16 protein-coding genes and 1 rRNA gene are annotated in these 17,763 nt (G+C 74.9%); 13 read left to right on the top strand and 4 right to left on the bottom strand.

From position 1 onward, the window contains the following. The 3 genes from rrf to ACWD4U_RS31590 all read left to right on the top strand — a co-directional run. Nucleotides 1-92: ribosomal RNA gene (gene rrf / locus ACWD4U_RS31600) — 5S ribosomal RNA — on the top strand; the annotation flags it as partial. A 339-nt stretch (nt 93-431) separates the two neighbouring features. Beyond that, nucleotides 432-1,736 carry a hypothetical protein gene (locus ACWD4U_RS31595; protein ID WP_449787366.1) on the top strand — a complete coding sequence of 435 codons (1,305 nt, stop codon included), beginning with the start codon at nt 432-434 and terminating at the stop codon, nt 1,734-1,736. Next, nucleotides 1,733-2,608 (top strand): tetratricopeptide repeat protein, encoded by an 876-nt coding sequence (locus ACWD4U_RS31590; RefSeq protein WP_363460397.1) that lies wholly within the window; start codon nt 1,733-1,735, stop codon nt 2,606-2,608. Before ACWD4U_RS31595 ends, ACWD4U_RS31590 begins: the two co-directional genes overlap by 4 nt. Nucleotides 2,609-2,699: 91 nt before the next feature. On the opposite strand, the gene ACWD4U_RS31585 is transcribed toward ACWD4U_RS31590, so the two are convergent. Continuing rightward, entirely contained in the window at nt 2,700-4,073 is a 1,374-nt protein-coding gene (locus ACWD4U_RS31585; RefSeq protein WP_363460399.1) for a DUF1015 domain-containing protein, read from the bottom strand. A 226-nt stretch (nt 4,074-4,299) separates the two neighbouring features. Here ACWD4U_RS31585 and ACWD4U_RS31580 point away from each other — a divergent pair, with 226 nt between their 5' ends. From ACWD4U_RS31580 to ACWD4U_RS31570, 3 genes are all read left to right on the top strand, one after another. Continuing rightward, the gene (locus tag ACWD4U_RS31580) at nt 4,300-4,785 is read left to right on the top strand and encodes a tetratricopeptide repeat protein (RefSeq protein WP_363460402.1); all 486 of its coding nucleotides are present in this window, start codon (nt 4,300-4,302) and stop codon (nt 4,783-4,785) included. Between the two features lie 66 nt (nt 4,786-4,851). Beyond that, nucleotides 4,852-5,883: an HAD-IIA family hydrolase gene (locus ACWD4U_RS31575; protein ID WP_363460404.1), complete on the top strand. Its 1,032-nt coding sequence runs from the start codon at nt 4,852-4,854 to the stop codon at nt 5,881-5,883. A gap of 120 nt (nt 5,884-6,003) precedes the next feature. Further along, the gene (locus ACWD4U_RS31570; protein WP_363460406.1) at nt 6,004-6,657 is read left to right on the top strand and encodes a hypothetical protein; all 654 of its coding nucleotides are present in this window, start codon (nt 6,004-6,006) and stop codon (nt 6,655-6,657) included. A gap of 13 nt (nt 6,658-6,670) precedes the next feature. On the opposite strand, the gene ACWD4U_RS31565 is transcribed toward ACWD4U_RS31570, so the two are convergent. Then, entirely contained in the window at nt 6,671-7,018 is a 348-nt protein-coding gene (locus tag ACWD4U_RS31565; RefSeq protein ID WP_363460408.1) for an SCP2 sterol-binding domain-containing protein, read from the bottom strand. Nucleotides 7,019-7,178: 160 nt separating this feature from the next. On the opposite strand from ACWD4U_RS31565, the gene ACWD4U_RS31560 reads away from it, so the two are divergent. From ACWD4U_RS31560 to ACWD4U_RS31545, 4 genes are all read left to right on the top strand, one after another. Beyond that, nucleotides 7,179-8,222 (top strand): hypothetical protein, encoded by a 1,044-nt coding sequence (locus ACWD4U_RS31560; protein ID WP_363460410.1) that lies wholly within the window; start codon nt 7,179-7,181, stop codon nt 8,220-8,222. Further along, nucleotides 8,215-8,373: a hypothetical protein gene (locus ACWD4U_RS31555; protein WP_363460412.1), complete on the top strand. Its 159-nt coding sequence runs from the start codon at nt 8,215-8,217 to the stop codon at nt 8,371-8,373. The genes ACWD4U_RS31560 and ACWD4U_RS31555 overlap by 8 nt, the downstream gene beginning before the upstream one ends. A gap of 33 nt (nt 8,374-8,406) precedes the next feature. Next, nucleotides 8,407-9,213, top strand: coding sequence for a TlyA family RNA methyltransferase (locus ACWD4U_RS31550; RefSeq protein WP_363460414.1), 807 nt, complete (start codon nt 8,407-8,409; stop codon nt 9,211-9,213). A 92-nt stretch (nt 9,214-9,305) separates the two neighbouring features. Beyond that, the gene (locus tag ACWD4U_RS31545; RefSeq protein WP_363460416.1) at nt 9,306-10,208 is read left to right on the top strand and encodes an NAD kinase; all 903 of its coding nucleotides are present in this window, start codon (nt 9,306-9,308) and stop codon (nt 10,206-10,208) included. A gap of 47 nt (nt 10,209-10,255) precedes the next feature. Here the strand turns inward: ACWD4U_RS31545 and yczR are convergent, their stop codons facing one another. Then, nucleotides 10,256-11,740 carry a MocR-like transcription factor YczR gene (gene yczR, locus ACWD4U_RS31540; RefSeq protein WP_363460418.1) on the bottom strand — a complete coding sequence of 495 codons (1,485 nt, stop codon included), beginning with the start codon at nt 11,738-11,740 and terminating at the stop codon, nt 10,256-10,258. A gap of 103 nt (nt 11,741-11,843) precedes the next feature. Here yczR and yczE point away from each other — a divergent pair, with 103 nt between their 5' ends. The 3 genes from yczE to ACWD4U_RS31525 all read left to right on the top strand — a co-directional run bounded on the left by yczE (nt 11,844) and on the right by ACWD4U_RS31525 (nt 15,607). Next, on the top strand, nt 11,844-12,488 hold the full coding sequence (yczE, locus tag ACWD4U_RS31535; RefSeq protein WP_363460420.1) for a membrane protein YczE: 645 nt from the start codon (nt 11,844-11,846) through the stop codon (nt 12,486-12,488). Between the two features lie 88 nt (nt 12,489-12,576). Further along, entirely contained in the window at nt 12,577-14,310 is a 1,734-nt protein-coding gene (recN, locus tag ACWD4U_RS31530; protein ID WP_363460454.1) for a DNA repair protein RecN, read from the top strand. Between the two features lie 133 nt (nt 14,311-14,443). Next, nucleotides 14,444-15,607 carry a glycosyltransferase family 4 protein gene (locus ACWD4U_RS31525; protein ID WP_363460422.1) on the top strand — a complete coding sequence of 388 codons (1,164 nt, stop codon included), beginning with the start codon at nt 14,444-14,446 and terminating at the stop codon, nt 15,605-15,607. Nucleotides 15,608-15,614: 7 nt separating this feature from the next. On the opposite strand, the gene ACWD4U_RS31520 is transcribed toward ACWD4U_RS31525, so the two are convergent. After that, on the bottom strand, nt 15,615-17,657 hold the full coding sequence (locus tag ACWD4U_RS31520) for a glycoside hydrolase family 15 protein (RefSeq protein ID WP_449787365.1): 2,043 nt from the start codon (nt 17,655-17,657) through the stop codon (nt 15,615-15,617). Nucleotides 17,658-17,763 lie beyond the last annotated feature (106 nt).

Here is a 17,763-nt window from a genome sequence, read left to right as displayed (position 1 = left end):
CGCCCGGTTACATTCCGAACCCGGAAGCTAAGCCTCATAGCGCCGATGGTACTGCAGGGGGGACCCTGTGGGAGAGTAGGACGCCGCCGAACAATTCTTCATAGGCCGAGGCCCCAGCGATTCGCTGGGGCCTCGGCCTTTTTTGTTTGGTTTTCAGCAGGACAGACAGCCGGCCGAGGCGGTTCGGGCACCAGACGCGGTGCCGTACCGGATGCCGGACAATGGACAACACGGACGTTCCGGACCAAGCGGTCCGGGAGGCGTCCGGCCCCGCGCTGGTGTCGTAGACGGCACGTGGCGCCCCGAACGCTCGCAGTAAGCAGACAGAGGAGTCACCAGCATGTCGAACCCGCCCCAGGACCGGCCCGAGCGCCGCAATGACGGTGGCCGGGGGTACGAGCCCCGGTCGCGTGGGGGCTGGTCGAACGACCGTGGCCCGCGTCGTGACGACCGTGGCGAAGGCGGCGGCTACCGCGGCCGGGACGACCGTGGTGACCGCGGTGGGTACCGCGGCCGTGACGACCGCCCGTCCGGCGGCGGTGGCTACGGCCGTGACGACCGCCAGCAGGGTGGCGGTTACCGGGGTCGGGACGACCGTCCCCAGGGTGGCGGCGGCTACCGTCCCCGTGAGGACCGTCCGCAGGGCGGTGGCGGCTACCGCGGCCGTGACGACCGTCCGCAGAGCTTCGACCGGGGTGGCGAGCGCGGTGGGTACCGTGGCCGCGACGACCGTCCGCAGGGCGGTGGCGGCTACCGTCCGCGTGAGGACCGTCCGCAGGGCGGGGGTGGCTTCCGTCCGCGTGAGGACCGTCCGCAGGGCGGGGGTGGCTTCCGTCCGCGTGAGGACCGTCCGCAGGGTGGTGGCGGTTACCGGGGTCGGGATGACCGTCCGCAGGGCGGTGGCGGGTTCCGTTCGCGGGACGACCGTCCGCAGGGCGGTGGCTACCGTCCCCGTGAGGACCGTCCGTTCACCCGGGACCGGGATGACCGTGGTGGCTTCGAGCGTCGGGACGACCGTCCGCAGGGCGGTGGCTACCGTCCCCGTGAGGACCGTCCGCAGAGCTTCGACCGGGGTGGCGAGCGCGGTGGGTACCGTGGCCGCGACGACCGTCCCCAGGGCGGCGGCGGCTACCGTCCCCGTGAGGACCGTCCGCAGGGTGGTGGCGGTTACCGGGGTCGGGATGACCGTCCGCAGGGCGGTGGCGGGTTCCGTCCGCGTGAGGACCGTCCGCAGGGTGGTGGCTTCCGTTCCCGGGATGACCGTCCGCAGGGTGGCGGCGGCTACCGTCCCCGTGAGGACCGTCCGTTCACCCGGGACCGGGACGACCGCGGTGGGTTCGAGCGGCGCGATGACCGCCGGGATGACCGTGGTGGGTTCGAGCGTCGGGACGACCGTCCGCAGGGCGGTGGCTACCGTCCCCGTGAGGACCGTCCGCAGAGCTTCGACCGGGGTGGCGAGCGCGGTGGGTACCGTGGCCGCGAGGACCGTCCCCAGGGCGGCGGCTACCGCGGCCGCGACGACCGTCCCCAGGGCGGCGGCTACCGCGGCCGGGACGACCGTCCGCAGGGCGGCGGTGGGTACCGTGGCCGCGAGGACCGTCCCCAGGGCGGCGGCTACCGCCGGCGCGACGACCGGTCGCAGGGTGGCGGGTTCCGTGGCCGGGACGACCGGGGTGGCCGTGACGACCGCGGCGGGTTCCGCCGGGAGTACGACGAGCGCCAGCTGGAGCCGGTGAAGCGGCTGCCGATTCCGGACGACGTGACCGGGTTCGAGATCGACGCGGACGTGCGGCAGGACCTGAAGAGCCTGCCGAAGACGCTCGCGGACGACGTCGCGCGGAACCTGGTGATGGTGGCCCGCCTGCTCGACAGCGAGCCGGAGGAGGCCTACAACTACTCGCGGGTCGCGCTGCGGCTGGCGTCGCGGGTGGCGAGCGTGCGCGAGGCGGCCGGTTTCGCGTCGTACATGACGCAGCGGTACGCGGAGGCGCTGACGGAGTTCCGGGCGGCGAAGCGGATGACCGGGCGGGCGGACCTGTGGCCGGTGATGGCTGACTGCGAGCGTGGTCTGGGTCGTCCGGAGCGGGCGCTGACGATGGCCGGCGAGCCCGAGGTGAAGCAGCTGGACAAGGCCGGCCAGGTCGAGATGCGGCTGGTCGCGGCCGGTGCCCGGGCTGACCTCGAGCAGTTCGACGCGGCCGTGGTGACGCTGCAGAGCCCCGAGCTGGCGTCCTCGGCGATCCACCCGTGGACGGCGCGGCTGCGGTACGCGTACGCCGACGCGCTGATCGCGGCGGGCCGTGAGGACGAGGCCCGGGAGTGGTTCGTGAAGGCCGTCGAGGCGGACACGGACGGCACCACCAACGCGGCGGAGCGGCTGGCCGAGATCGACGGCATCGAGTTCACCGACGCGCTGGACGAGGACGCCGAGCACGAGGACGACGCGGCGGAGGCCCCGGCGCGTCGGCAGATCGACAAGGACGACATCGGCGACGACCGGATGATCTTCGAGGACGAGGAGGACGTCGAGGAGTTCTACGACGAGGACGACCTCGAGGTCGACGAGGACTACGACGAGTCGGAGTTCAAGGACCAGCCGAAGGGCTGAGTCCGTCCGGCGTCGGATTCCTGACGCGTGATCAGAAGGCCCCCGCTCCGGGACGGAGCGGGGGCCTTCTGCGTGGTGGCGCCGGCGCGGGTCAGCCGAGGGTGAGGGAGCGCAGGACCAGGCCGGTGGCGGGCTTGGGGCCGAAGGAGGTGGACTTGCGCGGCATGGTGACGCCCTGCTCGGCGAGCCGGCGGACGACGCGTTCCTCGACCGGGTGGAGCAGCACGGCGGTGCCGCCGGTGCGGGCGGCCTCGCGGACGGCGGCCTCGGCGGAGTGCAGGTAGCCGATGTGCTCGGGGCTGTCGGGGATCCGCCAGGTGCGGTCGAGCAGGACCTCGTGCAGGACGGTGGCGTCGAGACGGCGCCATTCCTCGGGGCGGTCGGTGCGGACGGCGGTGGCGAGGGTCTTCTCGTCGGGGCCGGTGACCAGGGTGTAGCGGTGGTCGCCGGCGGTGAGCAGGAAGGCGTTGGGTGCGTCGGGTTCGGCGCCGCGGGCCTCGGCGAGCACCTTGAGGGCGTCGGGGAGGGGGACGTCGAGCTCGGTGGTCCGCCAGACGGCGGGGTCGAGGGCGGCGAGGGCGTCGTGCAGCGGGAGGCGCTGGAGGACGCGGTGGATGGCGCGGACCCGCAGCGGGTAGCGGTCGGTGTCGACCAGCAGGACCAGGCCGCGGTCCCAGGGGCTGCGCGGCAGGTGGCGGTGTTCGCGCTGCAGGCGCAGGTACATCTCCCAGCGGTGGTGGCCGTCGGCGATCAGGGCGCGGCAGGTGGCCAGGTCGCGGCTGATCTCGGCGAGTTCGGTGGCCTCGGTGATGGCCCAGAGCCGGTGGTGGGTGCCGTCGCTGGTGGTGGTGGCGAGCAGCGGGGCGCCGCTGACGGCGCGTTCGATCGCGGCGGCGGCGCGGCCGTTGCCGCGGTAGGTGAGCAGCAGCGGTTCGAGGTTGGCGCGGGTGGTGCGCATCAGGCCGACCCGGTCGGCGACGGGTTTGGGCATGACGTCCTCGTGCGGGAGGACGACGCCGGCTTCGGGGCCGCTGACGGCGAGGGCTCCGATCAGTCCGCGTTGGAGGGATTCGCGGCCGCCGGTGGTGGTGCGCTGCTCGTAGACGTAGAGCGCGGGCCGCGGGTCGGCGACCAGGACGCCCTCGCGCTGCCAGTCGTGCAGCAGGCGGGCGGCGTGCCGGTAGCGGGTGTCGCGGTCGGGGCGGTCGCCGGCGTCCTCGGGTTCGGGGCGGGGCAGGATGAGGCGGACGATGTTGTGCGGGTCCGCGGTCTCGAGGTCGAGGCGTCGTCCGGGGTCGACCACGTCGTAGGGCGGTGAGGTCACGGCGGCCAGGCCGCCGACCTTGTGCGGGTCGTAGCGCAGACCGCGGAACGGGGACAGGGACAGCCCAGCGGTGGCGACGTGCCCGGGGTCTCCGGGGCCGCCCGAGGGCTCAGCGCCGCTTTCGGCACGGGGGGCACTCATCTTGGGCATGTTAGTCGGGTAGTCCTTGTTGGGAGATCACGATGTGCCAGGCCGTCCAGGTCGTGGCGGGCTGGTGGAGAGCGGGGCGAGCACGGTGACCGGTGGTGGTCGTGAGCACGGGCGTTCGAACGACGACAGCGCGGGCCGGGTGGAGGGCATTCCCGGTGGCGGGGTGAATGGTACGGAGCCGGTGGGCGGGGCGGAGGATGTGGACGGTGGCGGCGAGGTGAATGGTGCGGCGGGCCTGCCGGAGGGCGGGGTGTACGACTGGTTCCGGCGCGGGGTGCGCTTGTTGGAGGAGCGGCATCCGGCGGCCGCGGTGCAGTTGCTGGTGCGGGCGGCGGAGGCGGAGCCGGGGTCGCGGTCGATCCGGGAGGCGTTGGCGCGGGCGCAGTTCGACGCGGGGCACCATGCGGCGGCGTTGGAGAACTTCCGGGCGGTGGCGTTGGCCGATCCGTCGGACGACTACGCTCAGTTCGGCTGGGGCGTGGCCGCGGCCCGGCTGGGGGACTTCGAGACCTCGGCCGAGCACCTGGCGCTGGCGGTGGCGATGCAGCCGTCCAACGCGCACTACAGGTCGGCGCTGCGGCAGACCAGGGCGACGCTCGCGGCGCGGGCGGGGGCGTGGGGTCCGCTGCTGCCGGGGGCGCCGGGGTTCCTGGCGCCGCCGGAGGAGCCGGGCGACGACGCCCGGGCCGGGCACGGCGGGTGACGGTGTGTCACCTTTCGTCGGCCGCGATGACGAATGACGGCGGATGACGGGACGAGGTAGAGCAGGATGACGGAGAACGCCGGCGAGGTCTGGACCGCTCCGGGAGGCAGCGCGCAGCCGCTGACCGCGGTGTACGACACGGCGCTGCTGGATCTGGACGGTGTGGTGTACGCCGGTCCGGATGCGATCGAGTACGCGGTGGAGTCGCTGGAGCGGGCCCGGGAGGCGGGGATGCGGTTGGCGTACGTCACCAACAACGCCTCGCGTCCGCCGCGGGTGGTGGCCGCGCACCTGACCGAGTTGGGGGTGCCGGCCGAGCCCGGGGACGTGATCAACTCGGCGCAGGCGGCGGCCCGGCTGGTGTCGGAGCGGGTGCCGGCGGGGTCGCGGGTGTTGGTGGTCGGCGGCGCGGGCTTGGTGGAGGCGGTGACCGAGCGGGGTCTGGTGCCGGTGCGTTCGCTGGACGAGGACCCGGCGGCGGTGGTGCAGGGCTACGACCCGACGGTGGGGTGGACGGATCTGGCGGAGGCCTCGTACGCGGTGGGCCGGGGCCTGCCGTGGGTGGCGTCGAACACCGACCTGTCGATCCCGACCGCGCGGGGCATCGCGCCGGGCAACGGCACGCTGGTGGCGGCGGTGGCCGCGGCGACGGGCGTCCAGCCGGAGGTGGCGGGCAAGCCGCTGCCGCCGATGCACCGGGAGACGGTGCTGCGGACGGGTGCGAAGCGTCCGCTGGTGGTGGGGGACCGGTTGGACACCGACATCGAGGGCGCGTTCAACGGCGGCGTGGACAGCCTGCTGGTGTTCACCGGGGTGACCACGGTGGAGTTGCTGCTGGCGGCGCCGGTGCAGCACCGTCCGACGTACCTGTCGCAGGACCTGCGCGGGCTGCTGGAGCCGCAGCCGGAGGTCGCGCCGGTCGGGGCCGGTGCGTTCCGCTGCGGCGGCTGGGAGGCCCGGGTGGACTCCGGTGCGCTGGCGCTGACCGGTGGGGGCGAGCGGATGGACGCGATCCGGGCGCTGTGCGCGGCGGCCTGGACGCACGCGGACGCGACCGGCGAGGTGCCGGACGGTGCGAAGGCGCTCGCGTCGCTGTGACGGCCGGGTGGCCTGCCGCCGCTAGGGGCGGAGCGGCGGCGGGTACACCGGGGCGGGGGGACCGGTGGCGGCCTGCGGGGCGCCGTCCGGTCGACGGTTCTGCCGATGAGGGGGAGATCGGTGGCGAGTCGGTGGCAGGCCTCGGCGCTGGCCGCGTGTGCGGTGCTGGTCGCGGTGGTGTGTACGGCGGAGCCGGTGGGCCGGGCGGACGGGGTGGGGGGCGGGCATCCGCGGGTGTACCGGCCGGAGCAGTGGGCGGATCTGAACGCGAAGCTGCGCGAGCACGTCGGCGTGGGGCCGAATCCGCTGGTGGACGGCACCCAGCGCCTGGTCTACCGGGACCGGTACGCGGCGTCGTTCACGTTCACGACGGTGGACGGCTCCTGGTGCTTCGGCACCATCCGGATCGAGGACGGGTGGATGTCGGTCTGCTATCCGCCGGGCGGCCCCGAGCCGGACGCCGAGCCTTCGGCCTCGCGGTCGTACTTCGACGCCGCCCACACCCACGGCGCGGGCGGGCCGTGGATGCAGGCGGTCATCACCACCCACGAGGAGCTGCTGGGATTCGACTGCGGCGGCCACCCGGCGCTGCTGGTTCCGTTCGGACCGGACCCGTCGTCGTCCGATCCGCGCCGCGCCTACGCGGTCCTGACGGACCGTCGGCTGACGGGCCGGGCGGTGCTGCGGGTGCACCGGGCCGCCGGGGACGCGGTGGAGCTGATGCCGTTGCCCGACCCCGGCGAGGTCGGGCCCGACCAGCTGTGGGTGTGCTGACCGAAGCCCCGGCTCAGAGCAGGCTGCGCAGGCGCAGCAGGTCGCGGAAGCTCGCGTCGAGCTTGAGGCGGCCGGTGGCCCAGGCGGTGGGGAACGGGAGCTTGCCGTCGACCAGGGCGACCAGGTCGTCGCCGGTGGTGGTGAGGCGGATGTCGGCCTTGGTGAGCGGCGCGCCGGGGGACTCGACGATGTCGGCCAGTCGACCCTCGGTGAGACGGCCGGAGAAGGTCAGGTCGAGGTCGAGCAGGTGGCAGCTGAGCGAGCGGTCGAGGGCGGCGGCCTTCTGCACGTTGCCGTCGGCGGCGGCGAGGTTGCGGCTGAGCTGCTCCAGTGCGGCGCGGCACTCCTCGATGGTGGCCATGTCTGCGGCTTGCTCCCGTCGGTGGTCGTTCGACCCTCCACGCTAGCGCAGGGCGCACGGCGGGGGCCGGGAGGCGGTAGCGTCGGTGCCGGGCAGCCCGAAAGGCAGTCAGTCGGTAAGGCAGTCGGTAGGACGGTCGGAGCGGCGAGGAGGCGTACGGATGCTGCGGGATGCGGTGCGGGGCGTGGTGGTGGTCGCGGCGGAGTTCGCCGAGGAGGCGGGCCGGCGGGTGCTGGGTGCCGCGGAGGAGCTGCTGCAGCGCGGCCAACTCGGCCCTGTGGTGGACCAGTTGCGTACCCTCGCGGAGGAGACGGTGACGGCCGGCCGGGCCGGCGTCGACCTGGTCGGCGGGGTGGCACGGAGCGAGGCCGAGCGGGTCTTCGAGCGGGTCGGCGATCAGGTGGTGAAGGTGGGCGTGGTGCTCAGCTTCCTGGAGTCGAAGCTCCGCGAGGTCGATCAGGAGGCGCCGGCGGAGGAGCAGCCGGCCGCCGCTCCCGAGGAGCCGCCGGTCCGTCCGGCGGCCCGTGCGCAGGGGCTGTTCGACGCGGGGTGGGACGCCAAGCCGGCTGAGCCCGAGCCGGAGGCGGCGTCCGTGGGGGAGCGGACGGCGGCCGGGCGCAGCGCGGCGAAGCGGACGGCGACGGCGAGGAAGGCCGCGGCGCGCAAGGCCCCGGCGGGTTCGGCGAGCGGCGTGAAGCGGGCGGCGAAGCGCGTGGCGGCCGGGGCGGGTGCTGACGGTGCGTCGGCCGCGCCGCGGAAGGCTGCTGCCAAGCGGGCGACGCCGGGTCAGCCGGCGGCGGCCCGGAAGACCGCGACGGCGCGGGGCGCGGCGACCGGCGGCGCGGATTCTGCGGCGCAGGCACCGGTGAAGAAGACGACTGCGAAGACGGCGGTGAAGAAGACGACCGCGAAGACGGCGGCGACGAAGACGGCGGCGGCGAGGACGGCGACCGCGAAGACGGCGGCGTCGGGCAGGACGGCTTCGGACACGTCGACCGCGAAGACGGCGGCGGCGAGGACGACGGCTTCGGGCACTACGGCTGCAGGGACGCCGGCGGCGAAGAAGGCGCCGGCTCGGAAGGCCGCGGCGGCGAAGTCGGCGGTGGGCGAGGCGTCGCCCGGGGCGGGGGCTCCGGCGAAGAAGGCCGCGAGCGGGCGGAAGGCTGCCGCGAAGAAGGCGTCCGGGGGTGGCGGTGGTGAGTGAGCCGGAATGGACCGGGGAGCCCGCGGTGGACGAGGCACTGGCCCGGCTGGGGGAGCTGGGCGGGGTGGGGACGGGGGAGCGGGTCGAGGTGTACGAAGATGTCCATGCGCGGCTTGCCGCGACCTTGGCGGCGTTGGACCGCGAGGGGTGACCGTGGAATGTGGGAGCTGACGTAGTAGTGGCAGTGGCACGACGCCGTCTGGACGCGGAGCTGGTGCGCCGGAACCTGGCCAGGTCGCGGGAGCACGCGAGTGAGCTGATCGCGGCGGGCCGGGTGACGGTGGGCGGGACGGTGGCGACGAAGCCCGCGACGCAGGTGGAGACCGCGGCGGCGGTGGTGGTGGCGAAGGACGACGCGGACCCGGAGTACGTCTCGCGGGGCGGTCACAAGCTGGCCGGGGCGTTCGCGGCGTTCGTGCCGCAGGGCCTGGTGGTCGAGGGCCGGCGGGCGCTGGACGCGGGCGCGTCGACGGGCGGGTTTACCGACGTGCTGCTGCGCGCGGGGGCGGCCGGGGTGCTGGCGGTGGACGTCGGCTACGGGCAGCTCGCGTGGTCGCTGCAGAGTGACGACCGGGTGACGGTGATGGACCGCACCAACGTGCGGGAGCTGACGCCGGAGCTGATCGGCGGTGAGCTGGTGGACCTGGTGGTCGGCGACCTGTCGTTCATCTCGCTGGGCCTGGTGCTGCCGGCCCTCGCGGGCTGTGCGGCGCCGGACGCGGATCTGGTGCTGATGGTGAAGCCGCAGTTCGAGATCGGCAAGGAGCGACTGGGGTCGGGCGGCGTGGTGCGTTCGCCCGAGCTGCGGGCGGAGACGATCCGTCAGGTGGCCGAGCAGGCCTGGCGGCTGGGCCTGGGGGTGCGGGCGGTGACGGCCTCGCCGCTGCCCGGGCCGTCGGGGAACGTGGAGTACTTCCTGTGGCTGCGGCGGGACGCGGCGCAGCTGGATCCGGCCGCCGCTGCCCGGGCTGTGGCCGAGGGGCCCAAGTAGGGTACTTGGCAGACGTCCGAACGCCCCGCAGACTGGCAGGTCGCGACCGGGCCGTGGACGTCCCGGCAGGCGTAGGGAGAGGGCAGCGGGCAATGAGCGATCGTCGTACGGTCTTCCTGATCGCACACACCGGCCGGGAGGCGGCCCTGCGCAGCGTCGAGGGGCTGGTGGACGGCCTGCTGAAGGCGGGGATCCGGATCCGGCTGCTCGCCGCCGAGGCGGTGGGACTGGACCTGCCCGAGGGGGTGGAGCTGGTGCCCGGCGGGCACGGCGCGGCGGACGGCTGCGAGCTGATCCTGGTGGCGGGCGGTGACGGGACGCTGCTGCGCGGGGCGGAGCTGGCCCGCGAGTCGGGGCTGCCGATGCTGGGCATCAACCTGGGTCGGGTGGGCTTCCTCGCGGAGGCCGAGCGGGACGACCTGGCGGTGGTGGTCGAGCGGGTGGTGAAGGGCGACTACGAGGTCGAGGAGCGGATGACGATCGACGTGCTCGTCCGCACCAACGGCGACGTGGTGCACGAGGACTGGGCGCTGAACGAGGCCTCGGTGGAGAAGGCGGCGCGGGAGCGGATGCTGGAGGTGGTCACCGAGGTGGACGGCCGCCCGGTGTCCAACTTCGGCTGCGACGGGGTGGTGCTGTCCACGCCGACCGGGTCGACGGCGTACGCGTTCTCCGGGGGCGGGCCGGTGGTGTGGCCGGAGGTGGAGGCGCTGCTGATGGTGCCGATCTCCGCGCACGCGCTGTTCGCCCGTCCGCTGGTGACCTCGCCGGACTCGGTGCTGGCGGTGGAGGTGCAGCCGAAGACCCCGCACGGGGTGCTGTGGTGCGACGGCCGGCGGTCGGTGGAGCTGCCCGCCGGTGCGCGGGTGGAGGTGCGGCGCGGCAAGACGCCGGTGCGGCTGGCGCGGCTGCACCGCGCGCCGTTCACCGACCGGCTGGTGGCCAAGTTCGCGCTGCCGGTGGCGGGTTGGCGCGGGCGCTCGCAGAACCGCTGATCCGGCGGTGAACTGACGCCGGATCAGCCAGAGGTAAGGGCTTCGACTCAGAGGCTGGGCGGCGGTGCGTCGGCGCCCAGCAGGCTTTCGGTGCGGGCGAGTTCGGCGACGGCGGCGATCCGGTCGAGGGCGTCGGGGACGAGTGCGGCGGGCAGCGTGAGCGGCAGCCGCAGGTACTCCTCGAAGGCGCCGTCGATGCCGAACCGGGCGCCGGAGGCGATCCGCACGCCGGAGCGTTCGCCGGCCCGGGCGAGGGCGCTGGCGGGCAGGCCCGGGGTGGCCGCCCACAGCGCCAGGCCGCCCGGCGGGAGGGTGAACTCCCAGGCGGGGAAGCGCTGCTGGAGCGCCCGGCCGAAGGCGTGGGCGGTGGCGCGCAGTTGCTCGTGGCGCGCGGCGCGGATCGCGGGCAGGTGGTCGGTGAGCAGCCGGGCGGCGATCAGCTGCTCGAGGACCGGGGTGCCGAGGTCGTACAGCGCCCGGTCGGTGGCCAATTTCCGTACCAGGGAGGGTTGTCCGCGCAGCCAGCCGATCCGCAGGCCGGGCCAGAGCACCTTGCCGGCGGAGCCGACGGTGACCACCTGGGCGTCGCGGTCGAGGGCGGCGAGCGGGCGGGGGAGGGCGGATTCGGCGACGTCCCAGCCGAGTTCGGCGCAGGTCTCGTCGGCGATCACGGTGGTGCCGGCGGCGCGGGCGTGGGCGAGCAGGGCGCGGCGCTGGTCCTCGTCGATCAGCGCGCCGGTGGGGTTCTGGAAGTCGGGGATGGTGGACGCCAGTCGGGGTGCGGCGCCGCGGAGCACCCGCTGCCACTGGGCGAGGTCCCAGGTCGTCCGCCCGGTGGGGTCGGTGGCGAACGGGACGGGCACCAGGCGGGCGCCCTGGCGGTCCAGGGCGCGCAGGGTGTTGGCGTAGCCGGGCGCTTCGACGGCGACCCGGTCGCCGCGGCCGAGCAGGGCGTGGTGGACCAGGTGCAGGGCGCTCATCGCGCCGGTGGTGACCAGGATCTGGTCGGGTGCGGTGGGCAGGCCGCGTTCGGTGTAGCGGCGGGCGACGGCCTCGCGCAGCACGGGCAGCCCGGTCGGGTAGTTGCCGTGCCCGGCGGCGTACGCGGGGAGCTGCTCGACCGCGTGGGCGGCGGCCTCGGCGAGTTGCGGCGGGGCGGTGGGGGCGGCCAGGCCGAGGTCGAGGACGGTGTCGTGCTGGTCGGGGGAGACCGGGTGCAGGGCGTCGCCGGGCGGGCGGGTGCCTTCGGGCAGGGCGGTCCAGCTGCCGGCGCCGCGCCGGGAGCGCAGGTAGCCGTCGGCGCGCAGGGCCTCGTAGGCGGCGGCGACGGTGGTGCGGCTGAGCGAGAGTTCGGCGGCGAGTTCGCGTTCGGCGGGCAGCCGGGTGCCGACCGGGAGGCGGCCGTCGGCGACCAGCCGGGAGACCTGGGCGGCGAGGGCGCGGTAGGCGGGGCGGCGGGCCTCGGGCTGCGGGGCGGCGCGCAGCTGCCGGGCGAGCGCGGGCGGGGTCAGCGTGGTGTGCCACTCGGCCACGGTTGCGGTCCACTCGGTTCGGATTGGCCCTGTCGGGATGCTCGGTGGACTGCCCATAGTGCTCTTCGAGGAGCTCTCGGAGCAAGAAGAGGAGTCCACCCCGATGGCCGTGTCCCTGCCCTTTCCCGGCCGGCTCGCCGGACTGTCCGGCCGCCGCCTGCCCCGCCGCCTGGCCCAGCTCGCCGTCGGGCTGACCCTGTACGGCGTCTCGATGGGCCTGATGCTGCGCGCCTCGCTCGGCGGCAACCCGTGGGACGTGCTGCACCAGGGCCTGGCCCGGCACGTCGGCCTCAGCGTCGGCTCCTGGGTGACCGTGGTCGGTGCGCTGGTGCTGCTGCTGTGGATCCCGCTGCGGCAGCGGCCCGGTGTCGGGACGGTCGGCAACGTGCTGGTGCTGGGCGCGGCGATGGACGTCACCCTGCACCTGGTGGCGGCGCCGCACGCGCTGGCGCTGCGGGTGCCGCTGCTGGCCGCCGGGATCCTGCTCAACGCCGTCGCCACCGGCCTGTACATCGGTGCCCGGCTCGGCCCGGGCCCGCGCGACGGGCTGATGACCGGGCTGCACCGCCGCACCGGCCGCTCGGTGCGGCTGATCCGCACCGGCATCGAGGTGACCGTGCTGACGGCGGGCGTCCTGCTCGGCGGCACCTTCGGCGTCGGCACCGTCGCGTACGCGCTGGCGATCGGCCCGCTGGTGCAGGTCCTGCTGCCGCGTCTCGCGGTGCCCGAACCGGCCGCGGCGAGGTAGCCGTCCGCCGCCACTCAGGTGTGAATGGGGCGGCGGTCGTCGCGGAGCGACGGTGGAACCTCGTAAGGTCAGGTCCGTGTTGGACGAAATGCGGATACGGGATCTGGGCGTCATCGACGATGCGGTGGTCGAACTCGCCCCCGGCTTCACCGCCGTCACCGGCGAGACCGGCGCGGGCAAGACCATGGTGGTGACCAGCCTGGGGCTGCTGCTCGGCGGCCGGGCCGACCCGGCGCTGGTGCGCAACGGCTCGGAGCGGGCGGTGGTCGAGGGCCGGCTCTCCCTCGACCCGAAGTCCGCGGTGGTGGCGAGGGCGCTGGAGGCCGGCGCGGAGCTCGACGCCGGCGAACTGCTGATCAGCCGCACCGTCTCCGCGGAGGGCCGCTCCCGGGCGCACGTCGGCGGCCGCTCGGTGCCCGTGGGCCTGCTCGCCGAGCTCGGCGAGGAACTGATCGCCGTGCACGGCCAGACCGACCAGCAGCGCCTGCTGCGCCCGTCCCGGCAGCGCGGCGCGCTCGACCGGTACGCGGGGGAGGCGGTCGCCGAGCCGCTGGGGCGCTACCGGGAGGTGTACCGCCGCCTGCGGGAGGTCTCGGCGACGCTGGAGGAGCTGACCACCCGGGCCCGCGAACGCGCCCAGGAGGCCGACCTGCTGCGCTTCGGGCTGGAGGAGGTCGCCGCCGCCGAACCCGTCGCCGGGGAGGACGTCGAACTCGCCGCCGAGGCCGAACGCCTCGGCCACGCCGACGCGTTGTCCTCCGCCGCGACCCTCGCCCACGCCGCCCTCGCGGGCGACCCCGCCGACCCGGAGGGCGTCGACGCGGGCACCCTGCTGGCCCAGGCCCGGCGCGCCGTCGACGCCGTCCGCCACCACGACGAGCGACTCGCCGGCCTCGCCGAGCGGCTCGGCGAGATCGGCTACCTGCTGGCCGACGTGGCCGGCGACCTCGCCGGGTACGCCGACGACCTGGACGCCGACCCGGTGCGGCTGGCCGCCGTCGAGGACCGCCGCGCCGTCCTCGCCCACCTGGTCCGCAAGTACTCCGGCGGCGAGGGCACCCTCGCCGAGGTGATCGCCTGGGCCGAGGCCGGCTCGGTGCGGCTGCTCGAACTCGACGGCGACGACGAGCGGATCGACGAGCTCGGCGCCCGGGAGACCGAGCTGCGCGCCGAGTTGGCCGACCTGGCGGCCGAGGTGTCCGCCGCCCGGCACGCCGCCGCCGACAAGTTCGCCGCCGCGGTCTCCACCGAACTCGCCGAACTCGCCATGCCGCACGCCCGGGTGACCTTCGCGATCTCCCAGGTCGACGACCTGTCGGGGATCGAGATCGAGGGCCGCACCGTCGCCTACGGCGCGCACGGCGTCGACGAGGTCGAGGTGCTGCTCGCCCCGCACCCCGGCGCGCAGCCCCGCCCGATCGCCAAGGGCGCCTCCGGCGGTGAGCTCTCCCGCGTGATGCTCGCGGTCGAGGTGGTCTTCGCGGGCGCCGACCCGGTGCCGACGTACCTGTTCGACGAGGTCGACGCCGGCGTCGGCGGCAAGGCCGCCGTCGAGATCGGCCGCCGGCTGGCCAAACTCGCCCGCAGCGCCCAGGTCGTGGTGGTCACTCACCTCCCGCAGGTCGCGGCCTTCGCCGACCGGCACCTGGTGGTGGAGAAGACCAACGACGGCACGGTCACCCGGTCCGGTGTGAAGACCCTCAGCGACGAGGAGCGGGTCCGTGAACTCTCCCGCATGCTCGCCGGGTTGGAGGACTCCGAGCTGGGCCGGGCGCACGCCGAGGAACTGCTGGAGGCGGCCCGCACCGCCCGAGCGCGCTGACCCGCCCGGGTCCTGGGCGCAGCGCCCGGGGCCCGGCGACGCGCCCGCATCCGGGGCCGACTGTCCAAGAGCCCGCCCAACCTGGCATCGTGGCGGCTGGACACCGCCAGTTACGAGTCGGAGCGAGACAGACGTGGACCCTTCCGCCGCCCGGGCCGCCGCAGCCCCCCAGCTGCACGTGGTGCTCGTCCTGGCCGCCGCGACCGGCGGGATCGGTGCGCACGTGCGCTCCCTCGCGCAGGGCCTGGTCGCGCACGGGGTGTCGGTGACGGTCTGCGCGCCCGAGGGCACTGACGACCTGTTCGGCTTCAGCAAGGCCGGCGCCCGGCTGCACGTCGTCGACATCACCCCGACCGCCGGCGCCCGCAGTGACGCCACCGCGATCGGCGAACTGCGCCGCGCCTTCACCGGTGCGGACGTGGTGCACGCCCACGGCATGCGGGCCGCGCTGCTGTCAGATCTGGCGCTGCGCACCGCCGGCCGCTTCCCGGGCCTGCGCCCGGAGACCCCGCTGGTGGTCACCTCGCACCACGCGATGCTCGCCACCGGCATGGAGCGGCGGCTGCAGCGGCTGATGGAGCGTCGGGTGGTGCGCGCCGCCGACCTGGTGCTCGGCGCCTCCTCCGACCTGGTCGCCCGGGCCCGTGAACTCGGCGCCACCGACGCCCGGCTCGGCCCGGTCGCCGCGCCGCCGATCCCGCCGGGCCTGCTCGACCGGGCGGCGGCCCGCGCCGCGCTGCCCGGCGGCGCGGACGACGACCGCCCGGTGGTCCTGGCGATCGGCCGGCTGGTCCCGCAGAAGTGCTTCTCGCTGCTGCTGGACGCCGTCCCGTCCTTCGCCGCGCCCGGCGAGCCGATGCCCCGCGTGCTGCTGGCCGGCGACGGCCCCGAGCGGCAGGCGCTGCGCGAGCGGATCGCCGCCGAGCGGCTCCCGGTCGCGCTGCTCGGCTACCGCACCGACATCCCCGACCTGCTGGCCGCCGCCGACCTGGTGGTGCTCTCCTCGCGCTGGGAGGCCCGTTCGCTGGTCGCCCAGGAGGCGATGCGGGCGGGCGTCCCGGTGGTCGCCACCGCGGTCGGCGGGGTGCCCGAACTGGTCGGCGACGCCGCCGTGCTGGTTCCGTTCGCCGACCGGCGCGCCCTCGGCGGCGCCGTCCGCGAGCTGCTCGCCGACCCCGCCCGCCGCGCCAAACTCGCCGACGCCGGCCGCGCCCAGTCGCGCACCTGGCCGGACGAGGCGGCCACCGTCGCCCAAGTGCTCAGCATCTACGACGAACTGGTGCAGCGTCGGAAGTAGCGCCCCGTCAGTGCGACAGGTACGTCCCGCCCGCCGCGGTCAGCCGCAGGGCGGTGTCGATCAGCGGGACGTGGCTGAACGCCTGCGGGAAGTTGCCGACCTGGCGGCGGGCCCGCGGGTCCCACTCCTCGGCGAGCAGGCCGACGTCGTTGCGCAGCGCCAGCAGCCGCTCGAACAGGTCCCGCGCCTCGCCGACCCGGCCGATCATCGCCAGGTCGTCGGCCAGCCAGAACGAGCAGGCCAGGAACGCCCCTTCGTGTCCTGACAGTCCGTCGACGTTGTTGCCCTGGTCGTCGTGGGTCGGGTAGCGCAGCACGAAGCCGTCCTCGGTGGACAGCTCCCGCTGGATCGCCTCGATGGTGCCGATCACCCGCTTGTCGTCCGGCGGCAGGAAGCCGACCTGCGGGATCAGCAGCAGCGAGGCGTCCAGCTCCCGCCCGCCGTAGTACTGGGTGAAGGTGTTGCGCTGCTCGTCGTAGCCGCGGGCGCAGACGTCGGCGTGGATCTCGGCGCGCAGCTTGCGCCAGCGCTCGACCAGGCCGTCGGGCGGGTTCTCGCTCTGCTCCAGGAGCTTGATGGTGCGGTCGACGGCGACCCAGGCCATCACCTTGGAGTGCACGAAGTGCCGGCGCGGGCCGCGGACCTCCCAGATGCCCTCGTCCGGGTCGCGCCAGTGGTCCTCCAGGTACTCGATCAGGCGCAGCTGCAGGTTGTGGGCGTGGTCGTGCCGGGCCAGGCCCGACATGGTGGCCAGGTGCAGCGCCTCGACGACCTCGCCGTACACGTCGAGCTGGAGCTGGCCGGCGGCGCCGTTGCCGACCCGGACCGGGCGGGAGTTCTCGTAGCCGGGCAGCCAGTCGAGTTCGGACTCGGTGAGTTCGCGCTCCCCGGCGAGGCCGTACATGATCTGCAGGTTCTCCGGGTCGCCGGCGACCGCGCGCAGCAGCCACTCGCGCCAGGCCCGGGCCTCCTCGCGGTAGCCGGTGCGCAGCAGCGAGGAGAGGGTGATCGCGGCGTCCCGCAGCCAGGTGTAGCGGTAGTCCCAGTTGCGCATCCCGCCGAGGTCCTCGGGCAGCGAGGTGGTGGGCGCGGCGACGATGCCGCCGGTGGGGGCGTGGGTGAGTGCCTTCAGGGTGATCAGCGAGCGGACCACGGGCTCCCGGTAGGGGCCCTGGTAGGCGCACTGGGCGACCCACTCGCGCCAGAACAGCTCGGTGGACTCCAGCGCCGTCTCGGCGTCCGGCGGGGCGGGCGCCGGCTCGTGCGAGGCCTTCCAGGTCAGGCCGAAGGAGATCCGCTGGCCCGCCTCGACGGTGAAGTCGGCGTACGTGGTCAGGTCCCGGCCGTAGGTCTCCGCGGCGCCGTCCAGCCACACCGAGTCCGGCCCGGCGACGGCGACGGTGCGGTGCAGGCCGTCGGGCTCCTCGACGCGGTGCACCCACGGCACCACCCGGCCGTAGCTGAACCGCATGCGCACCGCGGAGCGCATCCGGACCCGCCCGGCCAGGCCCTCCACGATCCGGATCATCTGCGGGACGTCCGGGGTGCCCAGCAGGTGCCGCGGCGGCATGAAGTCGATCACCCGGACGCTGCCGCCCTGGGTGTCCCACTCCTGCTCCAGCACCAGCGAGTCGCCCCGGTAGCGGCGCCGGTCGCAGGGCAGCGCGGGGGCGGCCGCGGTGACCGGCGGGACGCGCAGCTCGCCGCTGTCCAGCACGGTCTGCGGGGGCGGCGGCGGGGCCGGCGGGTCGGCGACCGGCTCGGCGGGGCCGATCCGCCAGAAGCCGTGCTCGTCGGTGCCCAGCAGCCCGGCGAAGACCGCCGGGGAGTCGAACCTGGGCAGGCACAGCCAGTCGACCGCGCCGTCCCGGCTGACCAGGGCGGCGGTCTGCATGTCCCCGATGAGCGCGTAGTCCTCGATGCGACCGGCCATTGTTCTCCAGTTCCAGTGGCCCGCCCGGGTTGCGGCGGGCGGCCGGCCGGGCGGGTTGGGCGAGGATGTCGACGTTTGAGCAGAATACGTGGATTCGCTCCGATAGGTCGCCTCCACCCGCCCCGCGGCGGCGGGGCGTGCGCCGCGCGATTGCGCCGTCCGGGGGCTCGGCGCGCGGGGGTCAACCCGGACGCTGGCGAACAGTGGCCGGGGCACTGATACG

Source organism: Kitasatospora sp. NPDC002522 (assembly GCF_053595195.1).
This window is presented reverse-complemented; position numbering and strand designations above follow the sequence as displayed.

Excerpts from the sequence above, each read along its gene's own strand:
- ACWD4U_RS31585 (WP_363460399.1), bottom strand. The coding sequence starts at position 4,073 with ATGAGTGCCCCCCGTGCCGAAAGCGGCGCTGAGCCCTCGGGCGGCCCC.
- ACWD4U_RS31575 (WP_363460404.1), top strand. The coding sequence starts at position 4,852 with ATGACGGAGAACGCCGGCGAGGTCTGGACCGCTCCGGGAGGCAGCGCG.
- ACWD4U_RS31565 (WP_363460408.1), bottom strand. The coding sequence starts at position 7,018 with ATGGCCACCATCGAGGAGTGCCGCGCCGCACTGGAGCAGCTCAGCCGC.
- ACWD4U_RS31560 (WP_363460410.1), top strand. The coding sequence starts at position 7,179 with ATGCTGCGGGATGCGGTGCGGGGCGTGGTGGTGGTCGCGGCGGAGTTC.
- ACWD4U_RS31545 (WP_363460416.1), top strand. The coding sequence starts at position 9,306 with ATGAGCGATCGTCGTACGGTCTTCCTGATCGCACACACCGGCCGGGAG.
- yczE (WP_363460420.1), top strand. The coding sequence starts at position 11,844 with ATGGCCGTGTCCCTGCCCTTTCCCGGCCGGCTCGCCGGACTGTCCGGC.
- recN (WP_363460454.1), top strand. The coding sequence starts at position 12,577 with ATGCGGATACGGGATCTGGGCGTCATCGACGATGCGGTGGTCGAACTC.